This window comes from Stenotrophomonas sp. SPM, from assembly GCF_003105135.1.
GTDB lineage: Bacteria > Pseudomonadota > Gammaproteobacteria > Xanthomonadales > Xanthomonadaceae > Stenotrophomonas.
This window is the reverse complement of sequence record NZ_QETL01000001.1, coordinates 280,320-302,461: the sequence shown is the minus strand read 5'-3', so window position 1 is coordinate 302,461 and position 22,142 is coordinate 280,320. Positions and strand designations below refer to the sequence as shown.

At 67.8% G+C, this 22,142-nt stretch carries 18 protein-coding genes and 1 pseudogene; 7 read left to right on the top strand and 12 right to left on the bottom strand.

Features of this window, described 5'->3' with window-relative positions:
• Window positions 1–13 precede the first annotated feature (13 nt).
• The 5 genes from DCO49_RS01335 to DCO49_RS01315 all read right to left on the bottom strand — a co-directional run bounded on the left by DCO49_RS01335 (window position 14) and on the right by DCO49_RS01315 (window position 6,478).
• Window positions 14–2,332, bottom strand: coding sequence for a TonB-dependent receptor (locus DCO49_RS01335; protein ID WP_116862443.1), 2,319 nt, complete (start codon window positions 2,330–2,332; stop codon window positions 14–16).
• A 245-nt stretch (window positions 2,333–2,577) separates the two neighbouring features.
• Window positions 2,578–3,024 carry a DUF2894 domain-containing protein gene (locus tag DCO49_RS01330; RefSeq protein WP_243402618.1) on the bottom strand — a complete coding sequence of 149 codons (447 nt, stop codon included), beginning with the start codon at window positions 3,022–3,024 and terminating at the stop codon, window positions 2,578–2,580.
• Window positions 2,948–3,586, bottom strand: a complete 639-nt coding sequence (locus DCO49_RS01325) for an OmpA family protein (RefSeq protein WP_108769056.1) — start codon at window positions 3,584–3,586, stop codon at window positions 2,948–2,950. The genes DCO49_RS01330 and DCO49_RS01325 overlap by 77 nt, the downstream gene beginning before the upstream one ends.
• On the bottom strand, window positions 3,583–5,814 hold the full coding sequence (locus DCO49_RS01320) for a DUF802 domain-containing protein (protein ID WP_116862441.1): 2,232 nt from the start codon (window positions 5,812–5,814) through the stop codon (window positions 3,583–3,585). Before DCO49_RS01320 ends, DCO49_RS01325 begins: the two co-directional genes overlap by 4 nt.
• A gap of 10 nt (window positions 5,815–5,824) precedes the next feature.
• Window positions 5,825–6,478: a DUF3348 family protein gene (locus tag DCO49_RS01315; RefSeq protein WP_116862440.1), complete on the bottom strand. Its 654-nt coding sequence runs from the start codon at window positions 6,476–6,478 to the stop codon at window positions 5,825–5,827.
• 170 nt (window positions 6,479–6,648) lie between these two features.
• On the opposite strand from DCO49_RS01315, the gene DCO49_RS01310 reads away from it, so the two are divergent.
• Complete coding sequence (locus tag DCO49_RS01310) at window positions 6,649–7,566, top strand: M14 family metallocarboxypeptidase (RefSeq protein WP_116862439.1); 918 nt, start codon at window positions 6,649–6,651, stop codon at window positions 7,564–7,566.
• Window positions 7,567–7,673: 107 nt separating this feature from the next.
• Here the strand turns inward: DCO49_RS01310 and DCO49_RS01305 are convergent, their stop codons facing one another.
• A complete protein-coding gene (locus DCO49_RS01305; RefSeq protein ID WP_116862438.1) occupies window positions 7,674–8,300 on the bottom strand; it encodes a hypothetical protein in 627 nt (208 codons plus the stop codon).
• Between the two features lie 197 nt (window positions 8,301–8,497).
• Between DCO49_RS01305 and DCO49_RS01300 the strand changes: the two genes are divergently transcribed.
• A complete protein-coding gene (locus DCO49_RS01300) occupies window positions 8,498–9,142 on the top strand; it encodes a hypothetical protein (protein ID WP_116862437.1) in 645 nt (214 codons plus the stop codon).
• Window positions 9,143–9,298: 156 nt separating this feature from the next.
• On the opposite strand, the gene DCO49_RS01295 is transcribed toward DCO49_RS01300, so the two are convergent.
• The 6 genes and pseudogenes from DCO49_RS01295 to DCO49_RS01270 all read right to left on the bottom strand — a co-directional run bounded on the left by DCO49_RS01295 (window position 9,299) and on the right by DCO49_RS01270 (window position 15,058).
• Complete coding sequence (locus tag DCO49_RS01295; RefSeq protein ID WP_243402612.1) at window positions 9,299–9,868, bottom strand: nuclear transport factor 2 family protein; 570 nt, start codon at window positions 9,866–9,868, stop codon at window positions 9,299–9,301.
• 472 nt (window positions 9,869–10,340) lie between these two features.
• Window positions 10,341–10,526: pseudogene (locus DCO49_RS20415) on the bottom strand (hypothetical protein); the annotation flags it as partial.
• 502 nt (window positions 10,527–11,028) lie between these two features.
• Entirely contained in the window at window positions 11,029–11,853 is an 825-nt protein-coding gene (locus tag DCO49_RS01290) for a trypsin-like serine protease (protein ID WP_116862436.1), read from the bottom strand.
• 93 nt (window positions 11,854–11,946) lie between these two features.
• Window positions 11,947–12,804: an alkaline phosphatase family protein gene (locus tag DCO49_RS20410; RefSeq protein ID WP_243402611.1), complete on the bottom strand. Its 858-nt coding sequence runs from the start codon at window positions 12,802–12,804 to the stop codon at window positions 11,947–11,949.
• Window positions 12,805–13,003: 199 nt separating this feature from the next.
• Window positions 13,004–13,570 carry a hypothetical protein gene (locus DCO49_RS01275; RefSeq protein WP_116862435.1) on the bottom strand — a complete coding sequence of 189 codons (567 nt, stop codon included), beginning with the start codon at window positions 13,568–13,570 and terminating at the stop codon, window positions 13,004–13,006.
• 6 nt (window positions 13,571–13,576) lie between these two features.
• Window positions 13,577–15,058 (bottom strand): serine hydrolase domain-containing protein, encoded by a 1,482-nt coding sequence (locus DCO49_RS01270; RefSeq protein ID WP_116862434.1) that lies wholly within the window; start codon window positions 15,056–15,058, stop codon window positions 13,577–13,579.
• Window positions 15,059–15,230: 172 nt separating this feature from the next.
• Between DCO49_RS01270 and DCO49_RS01265 the strand changes: the two genes are divergently transcribed.
• The 5 genes from DCO49_RS01265 (at window position 15,231) to treZ (ending at window position 22,049) form a co-directional block, all read left to right on the top strand.
• Window positions 15,231–15,536 (top strand): hypothetical protein, encoded by a 306-nt coding sequence (locus DCO49_RS01265; RefSeq protein WP_116862433.1) that lies wholly within the window; start codon window positions 15,231–15,233, stop codon window positions 15,534–15,536.
• A gap of 148 nt (window positions 15,537–15,684) precedes the next feature.
• On the top strand, window positions 15,685–16,026 hold the full coding sequence (locus DCO49_RS01260) for a helix-turn-helix domain-containing protein (RefSeq protein WP_243402610.1): 342 nt from the start codon (window positions 15,685–15,687) through the stop codon (window positions 16,024–16,026).
• A gap of 601 nt (window positions 16,027–16,627) precedes the next feature.
• Window positions 16,628–18,100 carry a glycogen synthase GlgA gene (gene glgA, locus DCO49_RS01250; RefSeq protein WP_116862477.1) on the top strand — a complete coding sequence of 491 codons (1,473 nt, stop codon included), beginning with the start codon at window positions 16,628–16,630 and terminating at the stop codon, window positions 18,098–18,100.
• Complete coding sequence (locus DCO49_RS01245; RefSeq protein WP_116862432.1) at window positions 18,097–20,331, top strand: 1,4-alpha-glucan branching enzyme; 2,235 nt, start codon at window positions 18,097–18,099, stop codon at window positions 20,329–20,331. Before glgA ends, DCO49_RS01245 begins: the two co-directional genes overlap by 4 nt.
• Window positions 20,328–22,049, top strand: coding sequence for a malto-oligosyltrehalose trehalohydrolase (gene treZ, locus DCO49_RS01240; protein ID WP_116862431.1), 1,722 nt, complete (start codon window positions 20,328–20,330; stop codon window positions 22,047–22,049). Before DCO49_RS01245 ends, treZ begins: the two co-directional genes overlap by 4 nt.
• Window positions 22,050–22,142: the final 93 nt, after the last annotated feature.

The following is a 22,142-nucleotide window of genomic DNA, read 5'->3' as shown; positions in this document are numbered from 1 at the left end:
CAAGGCGCTTGGCTTAGAAGCGCACGTCGATGGTGCCGAACACCTGGCGCGGCGCCGACGCATGGAACACGTACAGCTTGCCGGTCGGATCGCTGGCGGCGAACACGCTCGAATCCAGGTTGCTGGCGTAGCGCTTGTCGGTGAGGTTGGTCACGTTTACCGACAGGCGCACGCCCTTGGCAAAGCCAACCTGGCCGAAGTCGTAGCCGCCGGCCATGTCGAAGACGGTGAAGCCGCCGAAGCCCTGGTCGTTGGTGTAGGTGTAGAAACGCTCGCCTGTGTACTTGCCGCGCAGGCTGGCGAACCAGCCGTTGTCACGCCAGCTGATCTCGGTGGCCAGCAGCTGCTTGGGCGTATCGGTCTGGATCTTGCCCTTGATCTGCTGCTCGACGCCGGCCTGCACGTAGTTGGAGGCGTAGGTCGAACGGTTCAGCGAGGCCGAGGTGTACCAGCTGAAGTACTCGCTGGGGGTCCACAGCACGGTCAGTTCGGCGCCACGGCTGTCGACCCCGCCGACGTTGTAGAAGCGGTTGCCGCAGGTCGGGCCCACCGGCTGGCGCGAGTCGCAGGGGTTGTACTGCAGCAGGCGGTTGTCGAAGCGCACGCTGTAGGCGGCGAGCGAGGTCTGCAGGGTGTCGGTGACGAAGCGGTAGCCGGCTTCGATCGAACGCGATTCTTCCGGCTTCAGGTTGCCCTGCGCATTCCAGGTGGCCTGGCTCACGGCCTGCGGGCCCAGCTTGAAGCCGCCCTGGAACATGGCGATGTTCTCGGCGTAGCTGGCGAACACTTCGTGGTGGTCTGTGATGCGGAAGTTGGCACCAACACTGGGCAGGAAGTTCTTGCTGGCCTTCAGCGTGCCTGTCGCGAACTGGTTGTTGGAACTGGCCGGGATCGGCGTCTTCGCATCGCCCGGCAGGGCCTCCGCATCGGAGGTGGCGTGCGGGCTCTTGGCGCCGAACTCCAGGGTCAGGCGATCGTCGAGCAGGCGCCAGGTGTCCTTCAGGTAGAACTGGTGCGTCTTCCAGCGGGTGCGCTGGGCGAATACGCCGGTGTCGGCCTGGCTGGTGTTCATGCCGCTCATGTCACGCGGGCCGTCCACCGCCGTCTGGTAACGCTCGGCGCTGCTGGTGTTGCGCTCGTACCAGACGCCGCCTTCGATGCGGTGCGCGCCCAGGTCCCAATCGAACGACAGGGTGCCGCCGTCGCGGTCGATGGTGTAGATGGTGTTGCGGAAGATGATCGGGATTTCCTGCGCGGTGCCCTTGTGCGAGTAGGCGCCGCTGTTCCAGTTGTGGCCTTCGCCGCGGTCGTCGTGGTGGTAGGCCACGGCGCGCAGGCTGAAGCCATCGGCGATGAAGAAATCGCCGGTCAGGTAGTACAGGTTGTCATCGCGCAGGATCTGGCCGGCGGTGAAGGCGCCGTCGGCGTCCTTGTCCGGGCCGCTGCTGTCGCACTTGCTGGCATTGAAGCTGGCCGTGTTGCAGTAGGCCTTGGCCACGGCCTTGTTCCAGTCCGGCGCATAGCCGCCCCAGTCCCAGCCCAGGCCGCGCGCCATTTCGTCCTTGGACAGGTAGAAGTAGTCGGCCTGGCTGGTGCGCGAGGTGTTGACGAAGCCGGTGATCTGGCCGCCGTCGAAGTTCCACATGCCCTTGGCGTTGAACTGTCTGGTGGTCGATTCGTTGTAGGCGGTCTGGTCATTCCACAGGTCCGACACGGCGTTCATGCCCGACACGTAGCCGGAGAAGCCGTTGTACTCGCCGCTGTCCACGCGCACGAAGGTACGGCGGTTGGCATCGCTGCCGAAGGTCTGCACCACGCGGCCTCCCAGTTCCTTGGCCGGGCGGTCGGAGGTGTAGGAGATGGTGCCGCCGAGGTTGCTGGTGGACGGTGTGCCGAGGCTGCCGATGCCCACCGCCAGTTCGGCGCGGGCCATGTTCTCGCTGATCAGCGCACGGTTGATGGTCAGGCCGTTGTAGTTGTTGTACGCGCCATCGCCCAGCGGCACGCCGTCCAGGGTGTAGCCCAGGCGGGTAGAGTTGAAGCCGCGCAGGCTCAGGGTCATCGACTGTTCGTTGGTGCCGAGCGCATCGGCCGACTGCGCGTTGACGCCCGGCAGCAGGTTGAGGGTCTTCTGCAGGCTGGTGCCCGGCGGCAGGATGTCGAGGTTCTCGCGGGTGATGCGCTGCACCTGGCGCGCTTCACCGCTGCCGATCACCGAGACGGCGTCAAGGTCGGTCGCAGAGGCGGTGCTGGAGGTCGGGGCAGCGTCCTGCGCCCAGGCCGCGGGAGCAAGCGCGATGGACAGCGCGGCGGCCAACATAGTCTTCGTCATGTTGCAGACACTCAGGCAGGCACGAGCCACCGCATGTGTGCGGAGCTCATGGAGTTCGGGAGGGGAGACAACGGATGCGACCGCTGGCGCTGCAGGCGCCGCGTGGTCAACGTGAAAATGGTGCGCTACATAGATGACTGTCTGGTGACATTGTCATCTGCGGTTTAGTGACGAACTGTAGAGCCGAGCCGATGCTCGGCTGCATCTGGATGGAGCCGAGCGTGGGCTCGGCTCTACAGGAGCGCTCAGCCCGCGGTACGGGGCTTGCGCGTGCGCTTGGGCTTCGCGGTATCCGCGGCGCTCGCCGCGCAATCCTGCAACGCCTGCAGCCACGACAGCGTGTCGATGTAGTCGATGAAGTGCCGCAGGTAGCCGGGGCTGGTGGCCTGCATCGTGTCCAGCATGCGCTGCACCAGTACTGCGGAATTCAACGGGCCGCCATCGGCCGGGGCCTCCGCGCGCAGCGAACGGCGCACCTGCACTTCACTGCGCAGCGCGCTCCACTCGCGGCGCACCTGGTCCAGCATCGGCACCTGCGGGTAATGCGCCAGGCTGCGCGAGCCGGCATCCAGGTCGCGCACCAGTGCGCGCAGGCCTTCCCGCGGCGTCTGCGGCTTACTTGCCATCAGCGGCCTTCGGCTTGGGAATCGGTGCGATCTCCACGCGGCGGTTGCGCGCGCGGCCGGCTTCATCGGCATTGGAACTGACCGGCTGCTCGCTGCCGAACGCGGCGGCAAACACCGCATCGGCTGGAACGCCATCGGCAATCAGCGTGCGGGTCACCGTCAGCGAACGCTGTGCGGACAGCTCCCAGTTGTCGGCGAAGCGGCGGTTGCCATCGCGGATCGGCGCGTCATCAGTGAATCCGCTGACCATCAGGATCTCTTCGCGCGAGCCCAAGTACGCCGCCAGCGGCGCCGCCAGGCTGCGCAGCAGCTCCTGGCCTTCCGGCTGCAGCTGGTCCGAGTTGAGTGCGAACAGCACGCTGCCGCTGATGCCGATGCGGCCATCGACCAGGGTCACGCGACCGGCAGCCAAGGGCCCGGCCAGCGCCTGTTCCAGGGTCTGCAGGCGCTTGGCTTCGGCCTGACGCTGCTTCACTTCCTGGTCCAGCCGCTGCGACAGTTCCAGCTGCACCGCGACCACGCCGACCAGGATCAGCACGAAGGCGCCCAGCAGCACCGACATCAGGTCGCCGAATGCCGCCCAGATCGGGGCGTGTGAGCCGCCGTCGACCTCCAGTTCGTCGCTCATGCGCTGCCGGCCTTGCCGCGGCGGGCGGCCAGCTGCTGCAGCTCTTCGATCACCTGCTTCTGCGACAGCAGGCTGAGGTCGACCACCTCGCGCGCCTGCGCCACGTAGTAGGCCAGCTGCTCATCGCTGCGCGCCAGCGAAGCATCCAGCGCGCCGCCGATCTGTTCCAGGCGCCCGGACAGTTCGGTGGAGGCCGCGCCGAACTGCTCGACGGCGGCGCCGAAGGTGCCGGCCAGCTGGCCGACGTCCGCTGCGCTGCCGCTGAGATGCTCGGCGATGCCGTCGAGCTTGCCGGTCTCGGCGGCGATGTGGTCGGTGAAGCGGCTGCCGACGCGTTCCAGCAGCTCGGCCGAGCCGCCCACCAGCGCATCCACGGCGCTGCGCTGTTCGTACGAGGCGTGGTTGATCGCTTCCAGCAGCGTCTGCACGGTGGCCAGCAGGTGGCCGCGTTCTTCCAGCATCTTGTTATCGCGCACCAGGCTCTCGGACAGGGTGCTGCGCAGTTCGTTGATGACCTCGGCCGCGGCCTTGGGGGCGTCGGCGGCGGTCTGCAGCAGGGTGGAGACTTCGGCCAGGGTGGCGCTGGCCTGTTCGCGGCCGTTCTCGCCGATCTGCTGTGCGGTGCTGGCCAGGGTCTCGCAGACCTGCTGCTGGCGCTCGGCCAGGCCCTGCGCAATGGCGTCGAGTGCCGTGCTCCACTGCTGCAGGCGCTGTTCGTCGCCGGCCTGCAGCTGGGCCTGCAGGGCGACGTGCGCCTGCTGCAGCTCGGCGGCCACCGCATCCCAGCGCGCCTGGCGCTGCTGTTCGCGTGCATCCAGGCCCGCCTGCAGTTCGGCATGCGCGCTGGCGGCGGCGGCCTGTGCGGCCTGCCAGTCCTGCGAACGCTGCGCCTCGTGATCCTGCAGCAGCGACTGGCCCGCGGCATGGCGCTCGTCCAATGCCTGCAGCAGCGCCTGTGCCTGCGTATCCAGCTGTGCACCGACCGCCTGCAGTGCCTGCTGCTGGCGCTCCACCAGCGCAGCGTTCACGGCCTGCTGCTGTTCTGCGGCAGCACGCCACGCCTCGGTGTTGCCGGCGGCGTCGGCCTGCAGGCGCTCGCCGATGCGTGCGAGTACCGTCTCGGCCTGTGCGCCCTGGCCCTCGCTGAAGGCCTGCAGGTGCTGGCGCAGATCAGCCACCAGTGCCTGCTGGGCCTGAGTCTGCTCGGCGATGATCCTGGCCCAGCTCGCCTCGGTGGCCACGCGGCTGCGCTCGAAGCCTTCGCTGAGGCCGGCCAGCTGCTGCTGCACGGCGCTCTCGACGCGCGCATGCAGTGCCTGGCCATGGTTGGCCAGCCCTGCCAGCGTGGTCTCAGCCATCGGCTGCAGCGCGCCGGCAATGGCGGCGGCACTGGCCTCGGCGCCTTCGCGCAGCGACTGCTGCAGGGAAACCGCCAGTCGTTCCTGCAGTGCCTGGCTGTGGGTGAGGAAGTCGGATTGGCCGGTCAGCAGGCGCTCGTTGGCGGCCGTGCTGTGCTGCTCAAAGGCGCTGGTCATCGCCTGCAGGCGGTCCACCAGCGCGGGCAGCGCGGCCGACTGGGCCTGCAGCAGGCGCAGCGACTCGGCGCGCTGCCAGGCCTGCGAATACGGGTGCAGCTCGCCGGCAATGGCGCGATCCAGCTGCTGCACGACCTGCAGGCGGTCGCGGCGCAGCAGCGCGGACAGCAGGCCGAGCATCGCCGAGCTGGCGACACCGGCAATCGAGGTGCCGAAGGCCACGGCCAGGCCCTGCACCGGCGAGGCCAGCGAGCCGCGGATGGCGGCCATGTCGGTGGCGCTCTGCAGCGCAAGGCCGGTGCCGCGCAACGTATCCATCATGCCCAGCAGGGTGCCGAGCATGCCCAGCAGCACCAGCAGGCCGACCAGGTAGGGGGTCAGCACCGGGCCGGGCAGGGCGATGCGCTCGCCTTCCACGCGCAGGCGCACGGCGTTGCGCAGGCCCACCGGTACGCGCTCCAGCCACGGCGCCAGGGCGTCGTTGGCGGCGCCCAGGTCGTTCAGTGCGGTACGCAGCCCGTTGCTGGCCTGGCGGTAGCGGTACAGCTCTACGCCGCCGGCGATGTAGCAGGCCGCGATGATCGCCGCCACCGCCGCGCCCAGCGGGTGCACCGCCACGTAGCCGATGCCGATCCAGCACACGGCCAGCAGGCCGACAAGGAAAACAACGACATGGAATGCAGTTCTGGACATGGTGTTCCGGTCAGTGAGAGCGCAGGGCTGCAAGCAGCCCGTGGATCGGGTGAAAGCGCAGTTCAAGCTCGGCCAGCAGCAGGTTGCGCATGTCATTGCGGAAGGACGCGCGCCAGCCGGGCTGGCCGTGCACGCGTTCGAAACGGGCGGCCAGCACCGACGGCGCGGTGGCCAGCAGGCTGTGCTCGCGCGGGGTCAGGGTCTGTTCCATCACCGCGTCGACCTCGGCCAGCCGCGCCAGCTCCGGCGAGGCCTGCACCAGCTGGTCGCGCAGGCGCCCGCGCAGGCGTCCGGTGGCGGTCTGGATGGCCTGCTGCAGCACGCGGTAACGCTGGCGCAGCGAGGCGAAGTTGGCCTGCGCGGCGGCCTCGGCCAGGTCCAGCAGGCGTTCGGCCTCGGCATCCTCGCGGATCGAGGCCAGCAGGCTGGACTCGGCCTGGGCGCAGTCGGCCAGCAGGTCCTCCACCGCTTCGGCGGCCTCACCCGGTTCGGGCAGGCGGCCGTCCAGCGCCCCGGACAGGGCCACGGCACGGCTCCAGTCCACCCACTGGCCGAGGCGATCGGTCAGGGCGGGACTGCTGGCCGGCATCGCACCGTCGCTGAGACGGGCAAGCAGGCGGAGGAACTCCGGTCCACCCAGGACCGGCTGCGCGGCGTTCGCCATCAAGTAGCCAGGGGCCAAAAACCGTTGATTTTACAACCAGATGACCGCCTCTGGATGAAGGGGGCGGGTGGCCCGTGGCGGGCATGGCAGGGGAGGGTCTCGGCCGGGGCGGGCAGACGGCTTAGAATGGTCGGCTGCACTAACGCAACTGGACCTTCTGGAGCTCCTGCATGACCCTCGCGCCGTTCTATCCCATCGGTACCCCCGGCCAGCCCTGGGGCGATGCTGAACGCGCACAGTGGCGGGCCGCCCAGCAGCGCCAGCGCAGCTACCACGATGATGTGGTGGCCGCCCTGGAGCGCCTGGACGACGGTTTCGACGTGATCCAGTACGGCCAGCTCGACTATGCCCCGGACCACTACCCGCTGTTTGCCGTGGTCAACCACGACTGGAACCCGGTGCTGCCGACCGCCCTGGTCACCGGCGGCGTGCATGGGTATGAGACCAGCGGCGTGCATGGCGCCCTGCAGTTCCTGGAAGCGCAGGCCGAGCGCTACCTGGGCCGGATGAACCTGATCGTGGCGCCGTGCGTCAGCCCTTGGGGCTACGAGCGCATCCAGCGCTGGAACCCGGATGCGATCGACCCGAACCGCAGCTTCCGTGACGGCGGCCTGATCGAGGAAGCCGCGTCGCTGATGCGCTGGGTGGCCGAGCGCAAGGCCGACATCCGCGTGCACCTGGACCTGCACGAGACCACCGACAGCGACCTGCACGAGTTCGACCCGGCGCGCTGCGCCCGCGACGGCAAGCCGTTCGAGCGTGACACCATTCCCGATGGCTTCTACGTGATCGGGAACAGCGAAGATCCGCAGCACGGCTTCCAGAAAGCGCTGATCGAGGCCGTTGCGCCGATCACCCACATCGCCCCGGCAGACGCCGAGGGCAACCTGGTGGGCCTGCCGCTGCAGTCGACGGGCGTGGTCTGGGGCGAGTCGCGTTCGATCGGTGCGTGCGCCGGTTTCACCGACGCCCGCTATGCCACCACCACCGAGGTCTACCCGGACAGCCCGCGTACCAACCCGCAGGAATGCAACGACGCCCAGGTGGCGGCGGTGTGCGCCGGCCTGGATTACGCGCTCGCCCAATGACGTAACGCCGGGCTCGCTCTTGTAGAGTCGAGCTTGCTCGACTGCTGTTGGAGAAGCAGTCGAGCAAGCTCGACTCTACGAAGGCAGGGCGCAGCCGTCGCGCCGGATCATCCTTTCTGGCGCTGCTCCTGGATGGCCTTGTCCAGTGCGTCCAGGTCATCGGTGGACGACTGCAGCCACTGCGGGTACTCGGCGGTTTCAACGAACCCCTCGCCACGCAGGACATCGTCCAGGTCCGGATCGTCATTGCCGTCGTGCTGCAGGAAGCCTGCCATCAGGCCGGACAGGCGGTGCGCGGCCTCGAAGGCAGCCTGCAGCGAACCAGCCGGCTCCACGATGGTGCCGAGGAAGGCCGCGTAGGCGGCGTGGTCGACCTCGAAGTCGTCACGGTTCTTGAAGGCCTCGGCGCCCAGCTGTGCTTCGCCGGAGTTGTGACGGGCGAAGCCCCAGGTCCAGATGTCGAGGAAATGCAGCGCTTCCAGCTTCTGGCGTTCTTCCGGATCCAGATCGATCGCGCCGGACAGGGCGTATTCCATGGTGGCGGCCGAGAAGGCTTCGGTGCCGGAGTTCGCGTGGAAATCGCTGAGGCTGCGCAGCGCATCGGGCTGATGCGGGTCGAGCTGCAGGGCACGGTAGATCACGCGCGCGCCCTCGATGTGGCGGCCCTCGGCGATGAAGATGTTGAGGGCGTGGTTGGCCAGCTGGGCGGCGTTGAGTTCAGCGAAGGTCGTCATCGGGGCGGGGATAGGGAAAGGGCGGTCCGATGGTAGGTGCAGTGTTCCGCTGCAACAAGGGCCACGCCCGGTCGCGCGCATGAACATCCACGCCATGCGTGGATGCTCGCGCGCCGCATCGAAGCCGAACACTTCACAACCCACAAGCACCGCAACCGCGACCATGGGCCTCCCCACGTCCATGAGTTTCACCGAGGATGCTGCAGAACCTGCTCCATTTCGCACCGCTGCTGACCGCGGTGATGACCTGCGTGACCGCCCTGATATGGGTGGTCTACCTCAACTTTTTCCTGCGCAGCTACCGCCGCCAGCAGCGTCCCTCGATCCTCATCACCTCCGGTGCGGGGCGCAACCTGGACGCGCACTGTTTTGTGACCAACCTCGGCCTGGAGCCGGTGTACCTGCTTGACGTGGTGATCGACCTGATCGAGCCCGACGGCACGGTCGTGCGCGCGGTCATTCCCGAGCGTACCGAGCACTGGAGTAAGGGCACTCCCAGCGAAGACGAGGACATCCGCCGCGCCACCAATGTCGGCCCCCTCAGCAGCGGCGGTGAGCGCGACCTTGGCCGGTTCCGCACCCTCATCGACCGCGCCGGCACCGAGAACCCGGACATCAAGACCGGCAACGCCTTCACCAGCCTGGAGATCACCGTGGTGATAGTCACCGCCAGCCAGGCCGAGCTGTGCGGCGCCTCGCGCTGCTATCGCATTGAATATGGCGACGATGGCGCGCCGAGATTGAAGGCCAGAACCATCAAGGCCGCGCAGCTGCAGGGGTATTTCGCACGCAGGAACCTGACGCGGCTGCTGACCACGCAGCTGGAAAGCTCGCGCCAGTAACGTCGACGGCTCCGCTGTTGTAGAGTCGAGCCATGCTCGACTGCATTGTTTTTGTAGAGTCGAGCCATGCTCGACTGGTTCGCGCAGACCGCAGCCGAGCATGGCTCGGCTCTACAGAAGAGCGAAAGGCAGCCGAGCATGGCTCGGCTCTACAGATCACTCGGCGGCCGGGCTGCGCTCGTCACGCACCGAATAGATCACCGAGAAGATCTTCCAGCCCTGTTCGGTGCGGATCAGCTGCCACATCTCCTTGCCCCAGTTCTGCTTCACGCCATCGGACAGGAACGTGTAATCAAAGGTCAGCGGGGCGGCGTCGCCATCGGTTTCGATCTTAGGGTTGGAGAAAACCTCTTCCTTCGGCGTGGACGAGGCAATCGCGTTGTCGATGAGCGAGATGAAATTGTTCGAGGGAATCTGCCGCGCCTTGATCGCGTCGGGCTTGGTCCTGCGGATGTCCTGCAGGCGCACGTCCTCGGAAACGAACTGCCAGCCGATGTCCTCGGGCTTGTCCGAGAAGAACAGGCTCATGTAGGTAGGCTTGTCCTTGTTGACCAGCGCGGTGCGGAAGGTTTCCAGCACCTGTTCGATGGCCTTGACGTCCTCCGCGTGCGCGGTTGCCTGCGCACCGGCATGGCCGGCGGCCAGCAGGCCTGCACAGAGAAGCAGGGTAAAGCGCCCGACGGCGAGGCGCGCGCGCATCAGCGGGCGGGTGGTGCGGTCATCCATGGCATCCGACCTCATGTGCCTCGTGGCACCGGCGCCAATCTAGCATGCGGCGCCTCGGATGAGCCAATCGAAACGCAGCCGAGCATGGCTCGGCTCTACAGCAAGCCGCGACCAGCATCGTCGTCGCGCCTGCGTCTGCGTCTGCCGAGGTACATGCGCACTGCCAGCAGGGTCGCAAAAACCACGACGGCCGCCTGCGCCGTGGGCGAGGGCGTTGCCCGTGCCTGTGGCCAGAAGCACAGCGCGCCAGCGAACAACGCCAGTGCAGTCATCGCCAGGCGGTGCAGCCACCGATGACCAGCGCCAGCGCGTTGCCGATCCGGCGCAGCACGGGCGCAGACCGTGAGGCCCCGCGTTCCTGCCCAGGCAAACCACATTCGTCCATGAAATCGATCCCTTGCTGCTGCGTCCCGGGCCAGTCTGCCCGCAACCAGCGCCGCTGTCCAAACGGCGGCATCGACCAGCCGGTGCCGCCGCTCTGGCGCACGCGCTCGGAGGCGAGTACCAGTTCCTGCACGATGCGCAGGCCAGCCAGTGCGCAGTCCGTGTCGGCAAGGGCGATGCGGCGGCCCAGGCGCAGCTGCGGTTCGGACCAGGGGTGGCCGTCGGCGGCCGCGCCAGCGCCGATGCGGTGCAGGGTGTTGATGAAGCCGGGGATGCGGGGTTCGTTGGCATCCTCGGTGTTGGCCGGGGCGGGGCGATCAAGCGGTCAGGGGAACTTGGATGTGGTCATGTGGGTGACGCCATGCAGGACAGGCGGAAGCCGCCACGCAGAGAGGTGACGGGCGGTACGTGGTTCGAATCCCGGGACAGCTGTAGGCATAGGCTGGTGGGCGCGAAGCCCCCACGCACCGCCCGCCATGGCCGGCAGACGGATTGCCTGCCGGCGCCACGCGAAGTGACGCCGACTGGCAAGCGCAAACATTACCTACTGAGTCACGGGGATTCGAAACCCGGCCACCCTTTTTCGGTGGCAGGTCAGTCGTACCCGCGCTATCTCAAGGTGCCGATCAGACAGGTTGCAGATCGACTGCAAACCCCGTCGCTTCCAGCATTTTCGCAGCGCTGTTAAGCCGCCAAAACCCTTGCTGCCGTTGGTGTCGCAGGCACCTGTGCAAATTGCGACAGGCGTCTGCATTGCACGCCGCCGACATGTGTCCTCAGCGAGGCGATCGCGACAACTCGTCGTCGATCACGCTGTCGATCCAACCGGCATAGCGCGAGATGCGCACGTTGTGCACCACCTGCCCGTAGAACCCCGCTTCCAGCGCATGCTCCGGCACGGCCGTGATCCACGAGCCCAGACCGACCAGCTGCCAGCCATTGCGGTCGCGGATCATCAGCGGGCCGCCGCTGTCGCCGCCGCCTATCACGCCTTCCAGCGGCAGACCGTCGCCCGGGCCATCGAAGCGATACCAGAGATAGCGGTCGTTGCCGCCGGTGACCGCGTTCTCCGCGCGGCGCAGCTCGCCCCGGTGAGGCGCACCTGGCAGCAGCCCGGCCAGGCCGGTACCGGTGGCACCTTTGCCCACGAGCGTGGCGATCTTTCCCGCTTCGTCCTGCCCGCGATAGAGGCGAACCGGCGTAACGTCGCTGACCGGCGTGGCCAGCTGGATCAGCGCGATGTCATCGGAGGCGGCGAGAAAGGCGTGGATCGGGCCCGGGTTGCCGGAGGCCAGTGCCGCCTGGCCGAGTGCAACGGGCAGGCGCCGGTAGCCCGGATGCACGACCACGCGTTCGACGCGGTAGGCCTGGCCGTTGATCTGCACCTCGGCATCCATGCCCTCCATCGGCGCGGCGTGTGCGGCGGTCACCACCCAGCGCGGCGCGATGAGCACGCCGTGGCCCTCACCGGGCATGTCGGCCAGGGCCGGGAAGGCGGAGGCCGGAACGCGGTAGGCGCTGTCATCCACATCGCTGCGGATGACGATGGCGCCAGCGGTGAAGGGCAGGGTGGCGAGGGCGAGCAGAAGCCAGCGGTGCATGGGTCGGTGCAGTCCTGTGCGGGTCAATCCGCACCGTAGCCCGGTTCCGGCTTAGGGAACACCGCTGTGCGACGAAGGGGCGATTCGGTGTGATCAACCGGGAGGATTGAGGGGTGACGACCGCCACTCCGGCAGGCCGACCGCGCGGCGGGTGCGCGCCACGATGGCGGCGATCTCTGCCTCGAAGCCGCCGCCGGGTTGCAGTCGTGACGTGAGCTCGGCACAGCGTCGCTTCAGCACATCGACCCATGGCGCTGTTTGGCTTTCCTCAGCGGCCAGGGCCAAGTGCCGGCGAGCCTCGTCGTACGCGCCCGCCAGCCCGGCGGTTATGCCGACATGCATATGCTCCCGGATGCCCGGTTGGGGGTGACGGCTCATCAACGCATCTACCTGTCCCGGGGTGGGGAAGCGGTCACGCTGGGCCAGCACCTCGGCGACCGACTGCTCGGCCAGTGTCTGTGCGGCCCCGGTACGTGCCGGGGCCTCGATGCCTCGGCGCAGAACTGCGTCAAACGTGTCCGGGTCATTGGCGGACGCCGGCCCGTTCAGCAGGCGGGCCAGCCGCGGGTAGACATCCACGTTGTCGAAACCCTCAATGGTCCTGCCGGCGCGACCGGGTCTGGCCTGGAAGGCGACCGGCTGGCCGACGCTGGTGGCCACGGCAACGGTCGGGTCGACCATGCGTTCGGTGTCGAGCACGTGGCCTTCCGGCAGTTCGCCCATGCCGTGGTCGGACAACAGCACGATGTTGGTATCGCTGGCCAAGCCCCGCGCGTCCAGGCCTTCCCGCACCTGGCCGACGATGGTATCGGCGCGCTGGATCGCCTCGCGGTACTCGGCTGACTCCGGGCGGTAGGTGTGGCCGGCCTTGTCGACGTTTTCCATGTACAGCGTCGCCAGGCGCGGCGCCTGCGCACCGGTCTGTGCCAGCCAGTCCAGCACGGTCTGCACGCGGTCTTCCAGCGCGATGTTGCGGTCGTAGACCTGCTACTGGCTGGGCCGCACGCCCTGGATCGCGGCCTCGCTGCCGGGCCACGACCAAGTGGCCGTGCGCACCCGGCTTTCTCGGCGCTGACCCAGATCGGCTCGCCGCGCCACCAACGCGCGTCGGTGACGGCGGCCGGGCGGTGCAGTCGAGCATGGCTCGGCTCTACAACCGGGCGAGGGCCTGCCAGTCGCGCTCCGGCTGCATGCCCAGGCTTTGGATGAAGGGCGCCAAGCCCGCGTAGAACGCCTGGGGAACAGGATGCTTCGCGCCGTCCCATTCGAGTTGGTTGCACTGGAAGCAGACCTCCAGCGTGTGGGTGCGCTTGTTCCCTTTGTAGAACTCGAAGCGGTGATGCGGCTCGAAGATGCAGGCGGCAGTCCACATGCTTACATAGGGATCGATTCCCTCCAGCGTGGCGAGGAACGACTGTTTGTCAGCGTTGGCCAGCACCATGTCGCGGTATCTGCGCTCGGCGGGCGGCGTGTCGCTGTTGATGCCTTCGTTGGTGTCATACCGGTAGGAATGTTCAACGACCACGATGCGGTCGGCGTCGCGGACCACACGGGCAAGATCATCCAGCATGGGTTGGCCCTCGGCATTCGGTGGGTTGTCTTCGATGGCCAGCGGGTCCTCGCTGGCGGCGGCCGCTGGTGGCGTCGTTGCCTGTGGGGTGCACCCGCAGACGACACCCAGCAGGACCGGAATCGTCATTCGATGCAGCAGGCGCATCAGTGGCTACTCCTTGCGGGTCGCAGGGTAGGTGGTGGCACCGCGCTTCAGTTCGAAGCCGGCCACCCGGCCTGCCGTCGCGAACGGGAAGACGATGGTCATGTCCTCCGCCGTCGTGAAGTACTCGCGCCCGGACTGCCGGAACAGCTCCATCGGCCGCGCACCGAACAGGTCGCTCTGGAAGTACAGGCGATCCCCTTCGCGGGTGACACGAGCGGGCGTGTCCATAAGCACGTAGTCACCGGCCACCTCGGCATTCAGCGCGGCGTCGGCGGCCATCGCGGGCTTTTCGACGATCTGGAACTCCGGCCAGCCGTACTCGGCCGCCACGCTTACCAGAATCTCATCGACCAGGGCGGCGCCCCCGTCACTGTTGGTCAGCACCACGATGCCCTGGCCGGTGTGGGTGTAGCCATAGATCTGGGCGCGGAAGCCGTGGGTGCCGCCGGTGTGGGCGAAGCTGGTGCCGCTGCCGATGGGCTCGACATACAGGCCGAGCGCGTAGTCGCCCTTGACGCGGGTCAGCATCTGCGTGGCCATCGCGCTGGACAGCACCTTGCCCGGGGCACTGCTACCGCTGTTCTGTATCTCAAGCACCACCTTGGCAAGGTCGCTGGCGGTGGTCCATAGCCCGGCCGCCGCCGCTTCGGGATAGACCCGCCAACCGCCGGCCACCGGCTGGCCATCGCTGGGGTGGGCATGGGCCGCACGCGCGCGCTGGGCAGGCGGCAGGTCAGTGGCATAGGTGCTGTCGCGCATCTGCAGCGGCCCCAGCACGAGGCGCTGCATCAACTGCGGATAGGGCTGCGCGCCAGCGTCGGCCATCATCTGCTGGACGACGGTGTAGCCGCCGCCGGAATAGGTCCAGGCGCTGCCGGGCGTGGCCTCGACGCGGATCGGATCGGAGTTGGCCGGGGCGACGCCATCGAGGATCTGCAGCAGGGTCGGCAGGCGCTCGCCCTGCGCGTAACCGAGGAAGCCGTGCACGCTGATGCCCGCGCTGTGATTGAGCAGCCCGCGCAGCGTGACCGGCTGCTGCGCGGTGAACGTGCTGTCGGGGATCTTCCAGTGCTGCAGCAGGGTATTGGCCGGCGCATCCAGTGACAGGCGGCCCTGATGCACCAGTCGCAACGCGCCGACGGCGGCAACCGTCTTGCTGACAGAGCCGGCCTGGAACAGGCTGTCCGGCGTGGCCGCGCGGGTGCTGCCCGGCTCAAGCACGCCGTAGGCCCGTGCCCATTCGATGCGCTGGTTGTTGATGAGAGCGATGCTGACCGCCGGCACATCGTGGAAGGCCATGCGCTCGGCCAGGGTCATTTCCTGGCTCGCGTGGCCCTTGACCACGATGCGGCTGGAAAGGCCGTGCTCGACCCGGGCGATGCGCGCTTCGATGTCGGCCGGTGGGGTCTGCGCGTGCGCGCTGGAGGCGAGCAGGAGCAGGGGTATGAGGAGGCGGGTAGCAGGCAATCCGTTGCGGGTGCTGGGCATGGTCGGGGTCTGGGTGGTGGGCGTGGCGGAGGCAAACGCAGTGGAGCATGGCTCGACTCTACAACGGCTGAGTGCGGTTTAATGGTGGCCACGAATGTTGTCTGGTAATTGATTCCATGTTCCACGTCCCTGCTGTCCCCTTGGCCATGTCCCGCTTGCTGGAGCCTGTCGCATGAAGGTCCTGCTGCAGGAACAGCATATGCAGGTGGGCCTGGACGAGGCCGACCTGGGCCAGCTTCTGGCCGGCGAGACTGTCGAGAACATGACCCGGTTCGGGGGCAATGGGGGCTGGGGCACGGCTCTGTCCCTGCATGGGGGCGACCAGGCGGTGCTGCTGGACGGGGGCACCTACTGCAGGCTGGTGCTGCCGCGCGAGGCGGTGCAGGGGCTGGCCGCTGGCACGGCGGGCCTGCAGTTCCCGCTGTATCTGGATGACGGCACCACGCTGCAGCTGCACGTTGTGGTGGGCGGCCAGTGAACAGCGGTGGCATGAACCCGGCCGCCGCCGATGATGGCGACGCCCTGCATTTCTGCAGCACGAGCGCTTCCTCTGCAATGCCGTGGCGCTGGATTGCGTGCACCTGTGCCGGATTTCCTTCCCCAGGCTGAGCCTGCTGGCGACCCGCATGCCGGGGCTGCAGGCGAAGCTGTTCAGCCTGCTCAGCGCGGAGATCGGCAAGGTGGCCACGCTGGCGGCCAACCATCGCACCGAAGAGCGCATGGCCGCCTTCCTGCTGGACATGTCCGAGCGCTATGCCCGGCGTGGTTTCTCCGCGACGCGGTTCAAGCTGGCCATGGCGCGCAACGAGATCGCCAACTATCTGCGCATGGCGACGGAGACCGCGAGCCGGGTGCTGCGGCGGTTGACCGATGACGGCGTGATCGCCGTGAAGCAGCGCGAGATCCTGCTGCTGCAGGCGAAGCGGCTGGCCGGGCTGGCGGTGGCCGCGGACAGCCGTCCAGACTGACCTCGCGACGGCGGTAGCGCCGGGCTGCGCCCGGCGGATGCATCACGCCATCAATACAGCTCGCAATGCGTGCGGCCTTTACCGCGCAGCGCGTCCCACTGCCCCTGGCCCCCGATCGGTGGTGGAGATCACCATGACGTTCTGCAGGGTGTTCAGCAGCTGGGCGTTGTCGGGGGTGTAGCTCATCGCAGGTCTTCTGGGAGCCGGCAGCGCCGGTGTGGGGTTCCTGCATAGAGATACGCGCCCGGCGCGTGCCGCGGATTGATGTTGGTCTAGTGCAGCCGGGTGAGGCCTGCGACCGGGTGACGGAGGGTGTCCACAACAGCACGTACCCAACGATGGGTACTGAGCTGATGCTGCCCTGTCACAAACAAATCGCCGTCGCTTCACGGGTGTTTGATATGGAACAGTGCAAAGTCGCGTAGAGCCTACGCAAACGTCCCCCACGTTCCGCGACGACTTCCCGCCCAGACCTGGCGCCCATTCGGGCGCGGCCGGCGTCTGCCCGACTGATTCAGAGAAGTTCACCATGGCCCTCGACCTTGTCGCCGATTCCCTGCACGATCCCGTTGCAGAAACTGTCCTGCCCGCCCTCGACCTGATGCCGATTGGCACCCGTCGTGGCCCGTCACAGCCGGTTGAACTGCCGGAGCTGGTGCAGCGGGTCCTGTTCGTGGCGACGGAGATGGCGGACTTCATCAAGGCCGGCGGCCTGGGTGATGTGGCGGCCGCGCTGCCGCGTGCGGTGCGCAGCGGCTGTGATGCGCGCGTGCTGTTGCCGGGCTATCCCGAAGTGCTGCAGCGCCTGCCGCATCTGCGTGAAGTAGGTCGCGTCGCCGGGCGTGCCGGGCTGCCGGCCTGCACCGTGGCCATGGCGTTGCAGGCCGATGGTCTTCCGATCTATGTGCTGCTGTCGCCCACGCTGTATGAACGCGAGGGTTCGCCCTATGTGGATGCGCAGGGCCGCGAATGGCAGGACAACGCAGTGCGTTTTGCCACCTTGTCCCATGCCGCTGCGGAACTGGCCGCCGGTCGGGCCGGGCTGGACTGGACGCCGCAGCTGTTGCACCTGAACGACTGGCCGGTGGCGATGGCCGCCGCCTATGTGCGCTGGGATCGCACTGCGGTGCCGACCCTGCTGACCATCCACAACCTGGCCTACCAGGGTCTGTTCCCGTTTGCTCTGGCGCCGACCCTCGGCGTGCCTGCGGAGCATCTGGACGAGCTGCACTTCCACGGCCACATGTCGTTCCTGCAGGGCGGCATCGCCAATGCCACCCGCCTGAACACGGTCAGCCTTCGCTATGCGCAGCAGATCACCGCTGCCGAGGACGGCTGTGGCCTGCACGAACTGCTGGCGCGACGCGCTGCCGGTGGCCACCTCAGTGGCATCGTCAATGGCATTGACGCCAGCTGGGATCCGCGACGCGATATTCACTTGAAGGCCCGCTTCAGCATCGGCCAGTGCGCGGGTCGTGAAGAGAATGCGGAGGCCGTGCGCCAGGCCTTCGGGCTGCAGCCCTCGCAGGGTCCGCTGTTCGCCGTTGTCTCGCGCCTGGTCCATCAGAAGGGCCTGGACATCACCTGTGACGTCGCCCCGCAGATTGTGGCCGCCGGTGGCCAGCTGGTGGTGATCGGCGGTGGCGAGCCGCAGGTGGAGGCGCAGGTGAAGGCTCTGGCACAGCGCTACCCCGGGCGGGTCGGCGCCTTCATCGGCTTCGAGGAGGGCCTGGCACGGCAGATGTTCGCCGGCGCTGACTTCCTGCTGATGCCTTCACGCTTCGAACCCTGCGGTCTCAGCCAGATGTATGCGCAGCGGTTCGGTTGCCTGCCGGTCGCGCATGCGACGGGCGGCCTGGTCGATACGGTTGAGGACGGTGTGACCGGTTTCCTGTTCCATGGCGCCAATGCCGATGGGCTTCGCCGCTGCGTGGAGCGGGCGATGCGCACGTTCCGGCTGCCGGCGCTGATGCATGCGATGCGACGTGCGGCGATGCTGCGTCCGGGCGGTTGGGAAACCGCCGGCAAGGCCTACCTGGCGCTGTACCAGCAGACCTGCCAGGTGGCTGCATGAGTGACCAAGGACGGGGTGCGGTGGCGTTCGACTACGACGCGGTGACGCAGGGTGTTGCGGTTTCGCCGATGCCGGCCGAGTTGCAGGCGCTGGCAGAGGGTCGCCCGGCCGATGCGTTTGCCTGGTTGGGCCCGCATGACGATGGCAACGGCTACCGTGTTATCCGCGCGCTGGTGCCAAACGCACGCCGGGTGGAGGTGATCGAGGGCAGCGGCCGCCGGTGGGACCTTCGTAGCACTGATCTGCCGGGCCTGTTCGAGGGGCGCGCCGGTGCCGACGCGATTCCGCTGCTGGCGTTGCACTTCCCCGACCGCGTCGAGCAGGTGCACGACGCATATGCGTTCGGCCCGCTGCTGGATGAGGCGCTGCTGCAGCGTATTCACCAGGGTGATGCCGAAGCGGTGCGCGCACTGGGCGCTACCGAAATGACCGTTGAAGGCATCGAGGGCGTGCGTTTCGCCGTCTGGGCACCGAATGCGCAGCGCGTGGCGGTTGTCGGCGACTTCAATGCCTGGGACGGTCACCGCAACCCGATGCGGCTGCGACATGCTGCCGGCGTGTGGGAGCTGTTCATCCCCGGGGTCCAGCCGGAGGCGTGCTACAAGTTCCGTCTGATCGGAGCAGACGGCCAGACCCTGCCCGACAAACTCGACCCGATGGCACGCTGGGCCGAGCGCTCACCCGCCACCGCCTCACGCGTGGTGTCTGCCGCGCCGCTGCAGTGGACCGACCAGGCCTGGCTGCAGCGCCGCAGGCAACAGGGTGTCAACGCGCCGTTGTCCATCTATGAAGTGCACGCGGGATCCTGGCAGCGCGCCGAGGACGGCAGCGTGCTGGACTGGGATGCGCTGGCGGATCGGCTGATCCCCCACGTCACCGGGCTGGGCTTCACCCACATCGAGCTGCTGCCGATCAGTGAGCATCCCTTTGGTGGCTCCTGGGGCTACCAGCCGCTGGGGATCTACGCACCGACGGCGCGCTACGGCGCCCCGGAAGCCTTTGCCCGCTTCGTGGACCGCTGTCACCAGGCCGGCCTGGGCGTGATCGTCGATTGGGTCAGCGCGCATTTCCCGGATGATGCCCACGGCCTGGCGCGCTTCGATGGCACCGCCCTGTACGAGCACGCCGATCCCCGCGAGGGCAAGCATGCCGACTGGGACACGCTGATCTACAACTACGGCCGCAACGAAGTGTCGGCCTACCTGATCGGCAGCGCGCTGGAGTGGATCGAGCATTTCCACATCGACGGCCTGCGCGTGGATGCAGTGGCGTCGATGCTGTATCGCGATTACAGCCGGCCGGAGGGGCAGTGGGTGCCCAATGCACAGGGCGGCCGCGAGAACCTGGAGGCGGTGGCCTTCCTGCAGCGCATGAACGAGACCCTGCGCGAGCGTTTCCCGGACGTGCTGGTGATTGCCGAAGAGAGCACGGCCTGGCCGGGCGTGACCAACGCGGTGGCCGACGGCGGGCTGGGTTTCACCCACAAATGGAACATGGGCTGGATGCATGACACGCTGCACTACCTGCAGCGCGACCCGGTGCATCGCCCGCATCACCACAGCGAGGTCAGCTTCGGCCTGGTGTATGCCTTCTCCGAGCGTTTCGTGTTGCCGCTGTCGCATGACGAGGTGGTCCACGGCAAAGGCTCGCTGCTCAACAAGATGGCGGGCGACCGTGCCCAGCAGTTCGCCCAGTTGCGCGCCTACTACGCCTTCATGTGGGCACACCCGGGCAGCAAACTCCTGTTCATGGGGGGCGAGTTCGGCCAAGCGGGCGAGTGGGCGCACCAGCGCGGGCTGGAATGGGAGCAGGCCGCGACCGCCGAAGGCGGCGGTTTGATGCGTCTGGTCGGTGATCTGAACGCACAGCTGCGGCACCAGCCCGCACTGCATCGCGATGAGCGCGACGAGCGCGGCTTTGCCTGGAGTGTGGCCGATGACAGCCGCAACAGCGTCTACGCCTTCATCCGGCAGGATCCGGCCGGCGAGGCACCGGCGATGCTGGTGGTCAGCAATTTCACGCCCGTGCGCCGCGAGGGCTACCGCGTTGGCGTACCCGAGTCCGGCCTGTGGTCGGAGCGGTTGAACACTGACAGCCACTATTATGCAGGCGGCAACGCAGGCAACCTGGGGGCGGTGGCCACCGACGCGCGGCCGATGCATGGGCACGCGCAATCACTGCGGCTGACCCTGCCGCCGATGTCGACGCTGTACCTGCAGGTTGTCGCATGACCGCTGCCGCTCGTCTGGGTGCGTGGCCAACGGGCGCGGGCATGGTGGAGTTCAGGCTCTGGGCGCCCGATATCGGCCAGGTGGCACTGGTGCTTGGCGGGGCCGCGCTACCGATGCTCCGGCAGCCCGATGGCCTGCATTGGATCCGCACGACGGCGGCGGAGGGTGATCGTTACCGCTTTCGCCTGCCGGATGGCAGCGAGGTGCCGGATCCCGCTTCGCGCTGGCAGCCCGAGGGTGTTGAAGGCCCCAGTGCCGTCCTGACCGAGGATGCCTATGTCTGGCAGACGCGGGACTGGCGCGGCGTGGCCTGGCCGGACATGGTGATCTACGAGGTGCACGTGGAAGCGGCCGGCGGGTTCGCCGCGCTGACGGGGCAGCTGCCGATGCTGGCGGCGACGGGCATCACCGCCATCGAGCTGATGCCGGTGGCGCAGTTTCCAGGCAGCCGCAACTGGGGCTATGACGGTGTATTTCCTTATGCCCCGGCACAAGCCTATGGCGGACCAGAAGCACTGAAGCGATTCGTCGATGCGGCGCATGCCGCCGGCCTGGCAGTGCTGCTGGATGTGGTCTACAACCACTTCGGGCCGCAGGGCAACCATCTGGCACAGTATGCCAAGGGCTTCTTCCACAGCGGCCGCAGCACGCCGTGGGGTGAGGCCATCGACTTCGAACAACCGCATGTGCAGCGGTTCTTCATCGACAACGCGCTGATGTGGCTGCAGGAGTACCGGTTTGACGGGCTGCGCCTGGATGCGGTGCACGCCATTGATGATGACCGCTTCCTGCAGCAGCTCAGCGATGCGATCCGCACCGAGGTGCCGCTCGCGCACCTGGTGCTGGAGAACGAGCGCAACCAGGCGCGATGGCTGCGGGGCGCCTACCAGGCGCAGTGGAATGACGACTTCCACAATGCGCTTCATGTGCTGCTGACCGGGGAGCACGAAGGCTATTACGCTGCCTACGCCGGCCGCGCCGAAGCGCTGCTGGCGCGCTGCCTGGCCCAGGGCTTTGCCTGGCAGGGCGAGCCCGACCTGCGTGGCGAGGCGCGCGGCGAGCCCAGTGGCGACCTGCCGCCGTCCCGTTTCGTGGTGTTCGCGCAGAACCATGACCAGGTCGGCAACCGTGCCTTCGGCGAACGGTTGAGCCAGTTGCTGGACCCGCCGGCGTTGCGCATGGCCACAGCGCTGACCGTGCTGACACCCATGGTGCCGCTGCTGTTCATGGGCGAGCCGTGGCAGGCCACCTCTCCGTTCCTGTTCTTCACCGATTACCAGGCGCCGCTGGACGGAGCGGTGCGCGAAGGGCGTCGGCGCGAGTTCGCCGGCTTCAGCGCATTTGCCGACGCCGCCTCGCGGGCGCGGATTCCCGACCCGAATGATCCTGCGACGTTGCAGGCCTCGTATGTGCCGCCACCTGGCGCCGGATTTGCGGCACAGGACTCGCTGGCATGGCTTCGCGATCTGCTCGCCCTGCGCCGACACTGCCTGCAGCCCGGCCTCGAGCAGGCGCGCTCGCTGGGCGCAATGGTGCTCGGAACTGGCGCCGTGCAGGCGGGATGGCAGCTGCCTGCCGGGCAGTGGTGGATCGCCATCAACGCAGGGCCTGCCGAAGTGCCGCACTCGCTGCCTGACGGAGAATCGCTGCTGGATCTGCCCACCGGCCCGTTGCTGCAGGCGTGCGGTGGTCTGCAGCTGCGCTGGCTGCCGGCATGAGCGGCGATGCAGCGCTACAGGCAGTCGCGCGTTCTGCGGGGCTGATGCCGCAGTGGGAGGATGTTTCCGGGCGCCGCTGCGAGGTGGCGCCGG

Coding starts and splice junctions, on each gene's coding strand:
- DCO49_RS01335 (WP_116862443.1), bottom strand. CDS start 2,332: ATGACGAAGACTATGTTGGCCGCCGCGCTGTCCATCGCGCTTGCTCCC.
- DCO49_RS01330 (WP_243402618.1), bottom strand. CDS start 3,024: ATGAAGCCGGCCGCGCGCGCAACCGCCGCGTGGAGATCGCACCGATTC.
- DCO49_RS01325 (WP_108769056.1), bottom strand. CDS start 3,586: ATGAGCGACGAACTGGAGGTCGACGGCGGCTCACACGCCCCGATCTGG.
- DCO49_RS01320 (WP_116862441.1), bottom strand. CDS start 5,814: ATGTCCAGAACTGCATTCCATGTCGTTGTTTTCCTTGTCGGCCTGCTG.
- DCO49_RS01315 (WP_116862440.1), bottom strand. CDS start 6,478: ATGGCGAACGCCGCGCAGCCGGTCCTGGGTGGACCGGAGTTCCTCCGC.
- DCO49_RS01310 (WP_116862439.1), top strand. CDS start 6,649: ATGACCCTCGCGCCGTTCTATCCCATCGGTACCCCCGGCCAGCCCTGG.
- DCO49_RS01305 (WP_116862438.1), bottom strand. CDS start 8,300: ATGACGACCTTCGCTGAACTCAACGCCGCCCAGCTGGCCAACCACGCC.
- DCO49_RS01300 (WP_116862437.1), top strand. CDS start 8,498: ATGCTGCAGAACCTGCTCCATTTCGCACCGCTGCTGACCGCGGTGATG.
- DCO49_RS01295 (WP_243402612.1), bottom strand. CDS start 9,868: ATGGATGACCGCACCACCCGCCCGCTGATGCGCGCGCGCCTCGCCGTC.
- DCO49_RS01290 (WP_116862436.1), bottom strand. CDS start 11,853: ATGCACCGCTGGCTTCTGCTCGCCCTCGCCACCCTGCCCTTCACCGCT.
- DCO49_RS01275 (WP_116862435.1), bottom strand. CDS start 13,570: ATGCGCCTGCTGCATCGAATGACGATTCCGGTCCTGCTGGGTGTCGTC.
- DCO49_RS01270 (WP_116862434.1), bottom strand. CDS start 15,058: ATGCCCAGCACCCGCAACGGATTGCCTGCTACCCGCCTCCTCATACCC.
- DCO49_RS01265 (WP_116862433.1), top strand. CDS start 15,231: ATGAAGGTCCTGCTGCAGGAACAGCATATGCAGGTGGGCCTGGACGAG.
- DCO49_RS01260 (WP_243402610.1), top strand. CDS start 15,685: ATGCCGGGGCTGCAGGCGAAGCTGTTCAGCCTGCTCAGCGCGGAGATC.
- glgA (WP_116862477.1), top strand. CDS start 16,628: ATGCCGATTGGCACCCGTCGTGGCCCGTCACAGCCGGTTGAACTGCCG.
- DCO49_RS01245 (WP_116862432.1), top strand. CDS start 18,097: ATGAGTGACCAAGGACGGGGTGCGGTGGCGTTCGACTACGACGCGGTG.
- treZ (WP_116862431.1), top strand. CDS start 20,328: ATGACCGCTGCCGCTCGTCTGGGTGCGTGGCCAACGGGCGCGGGCATG.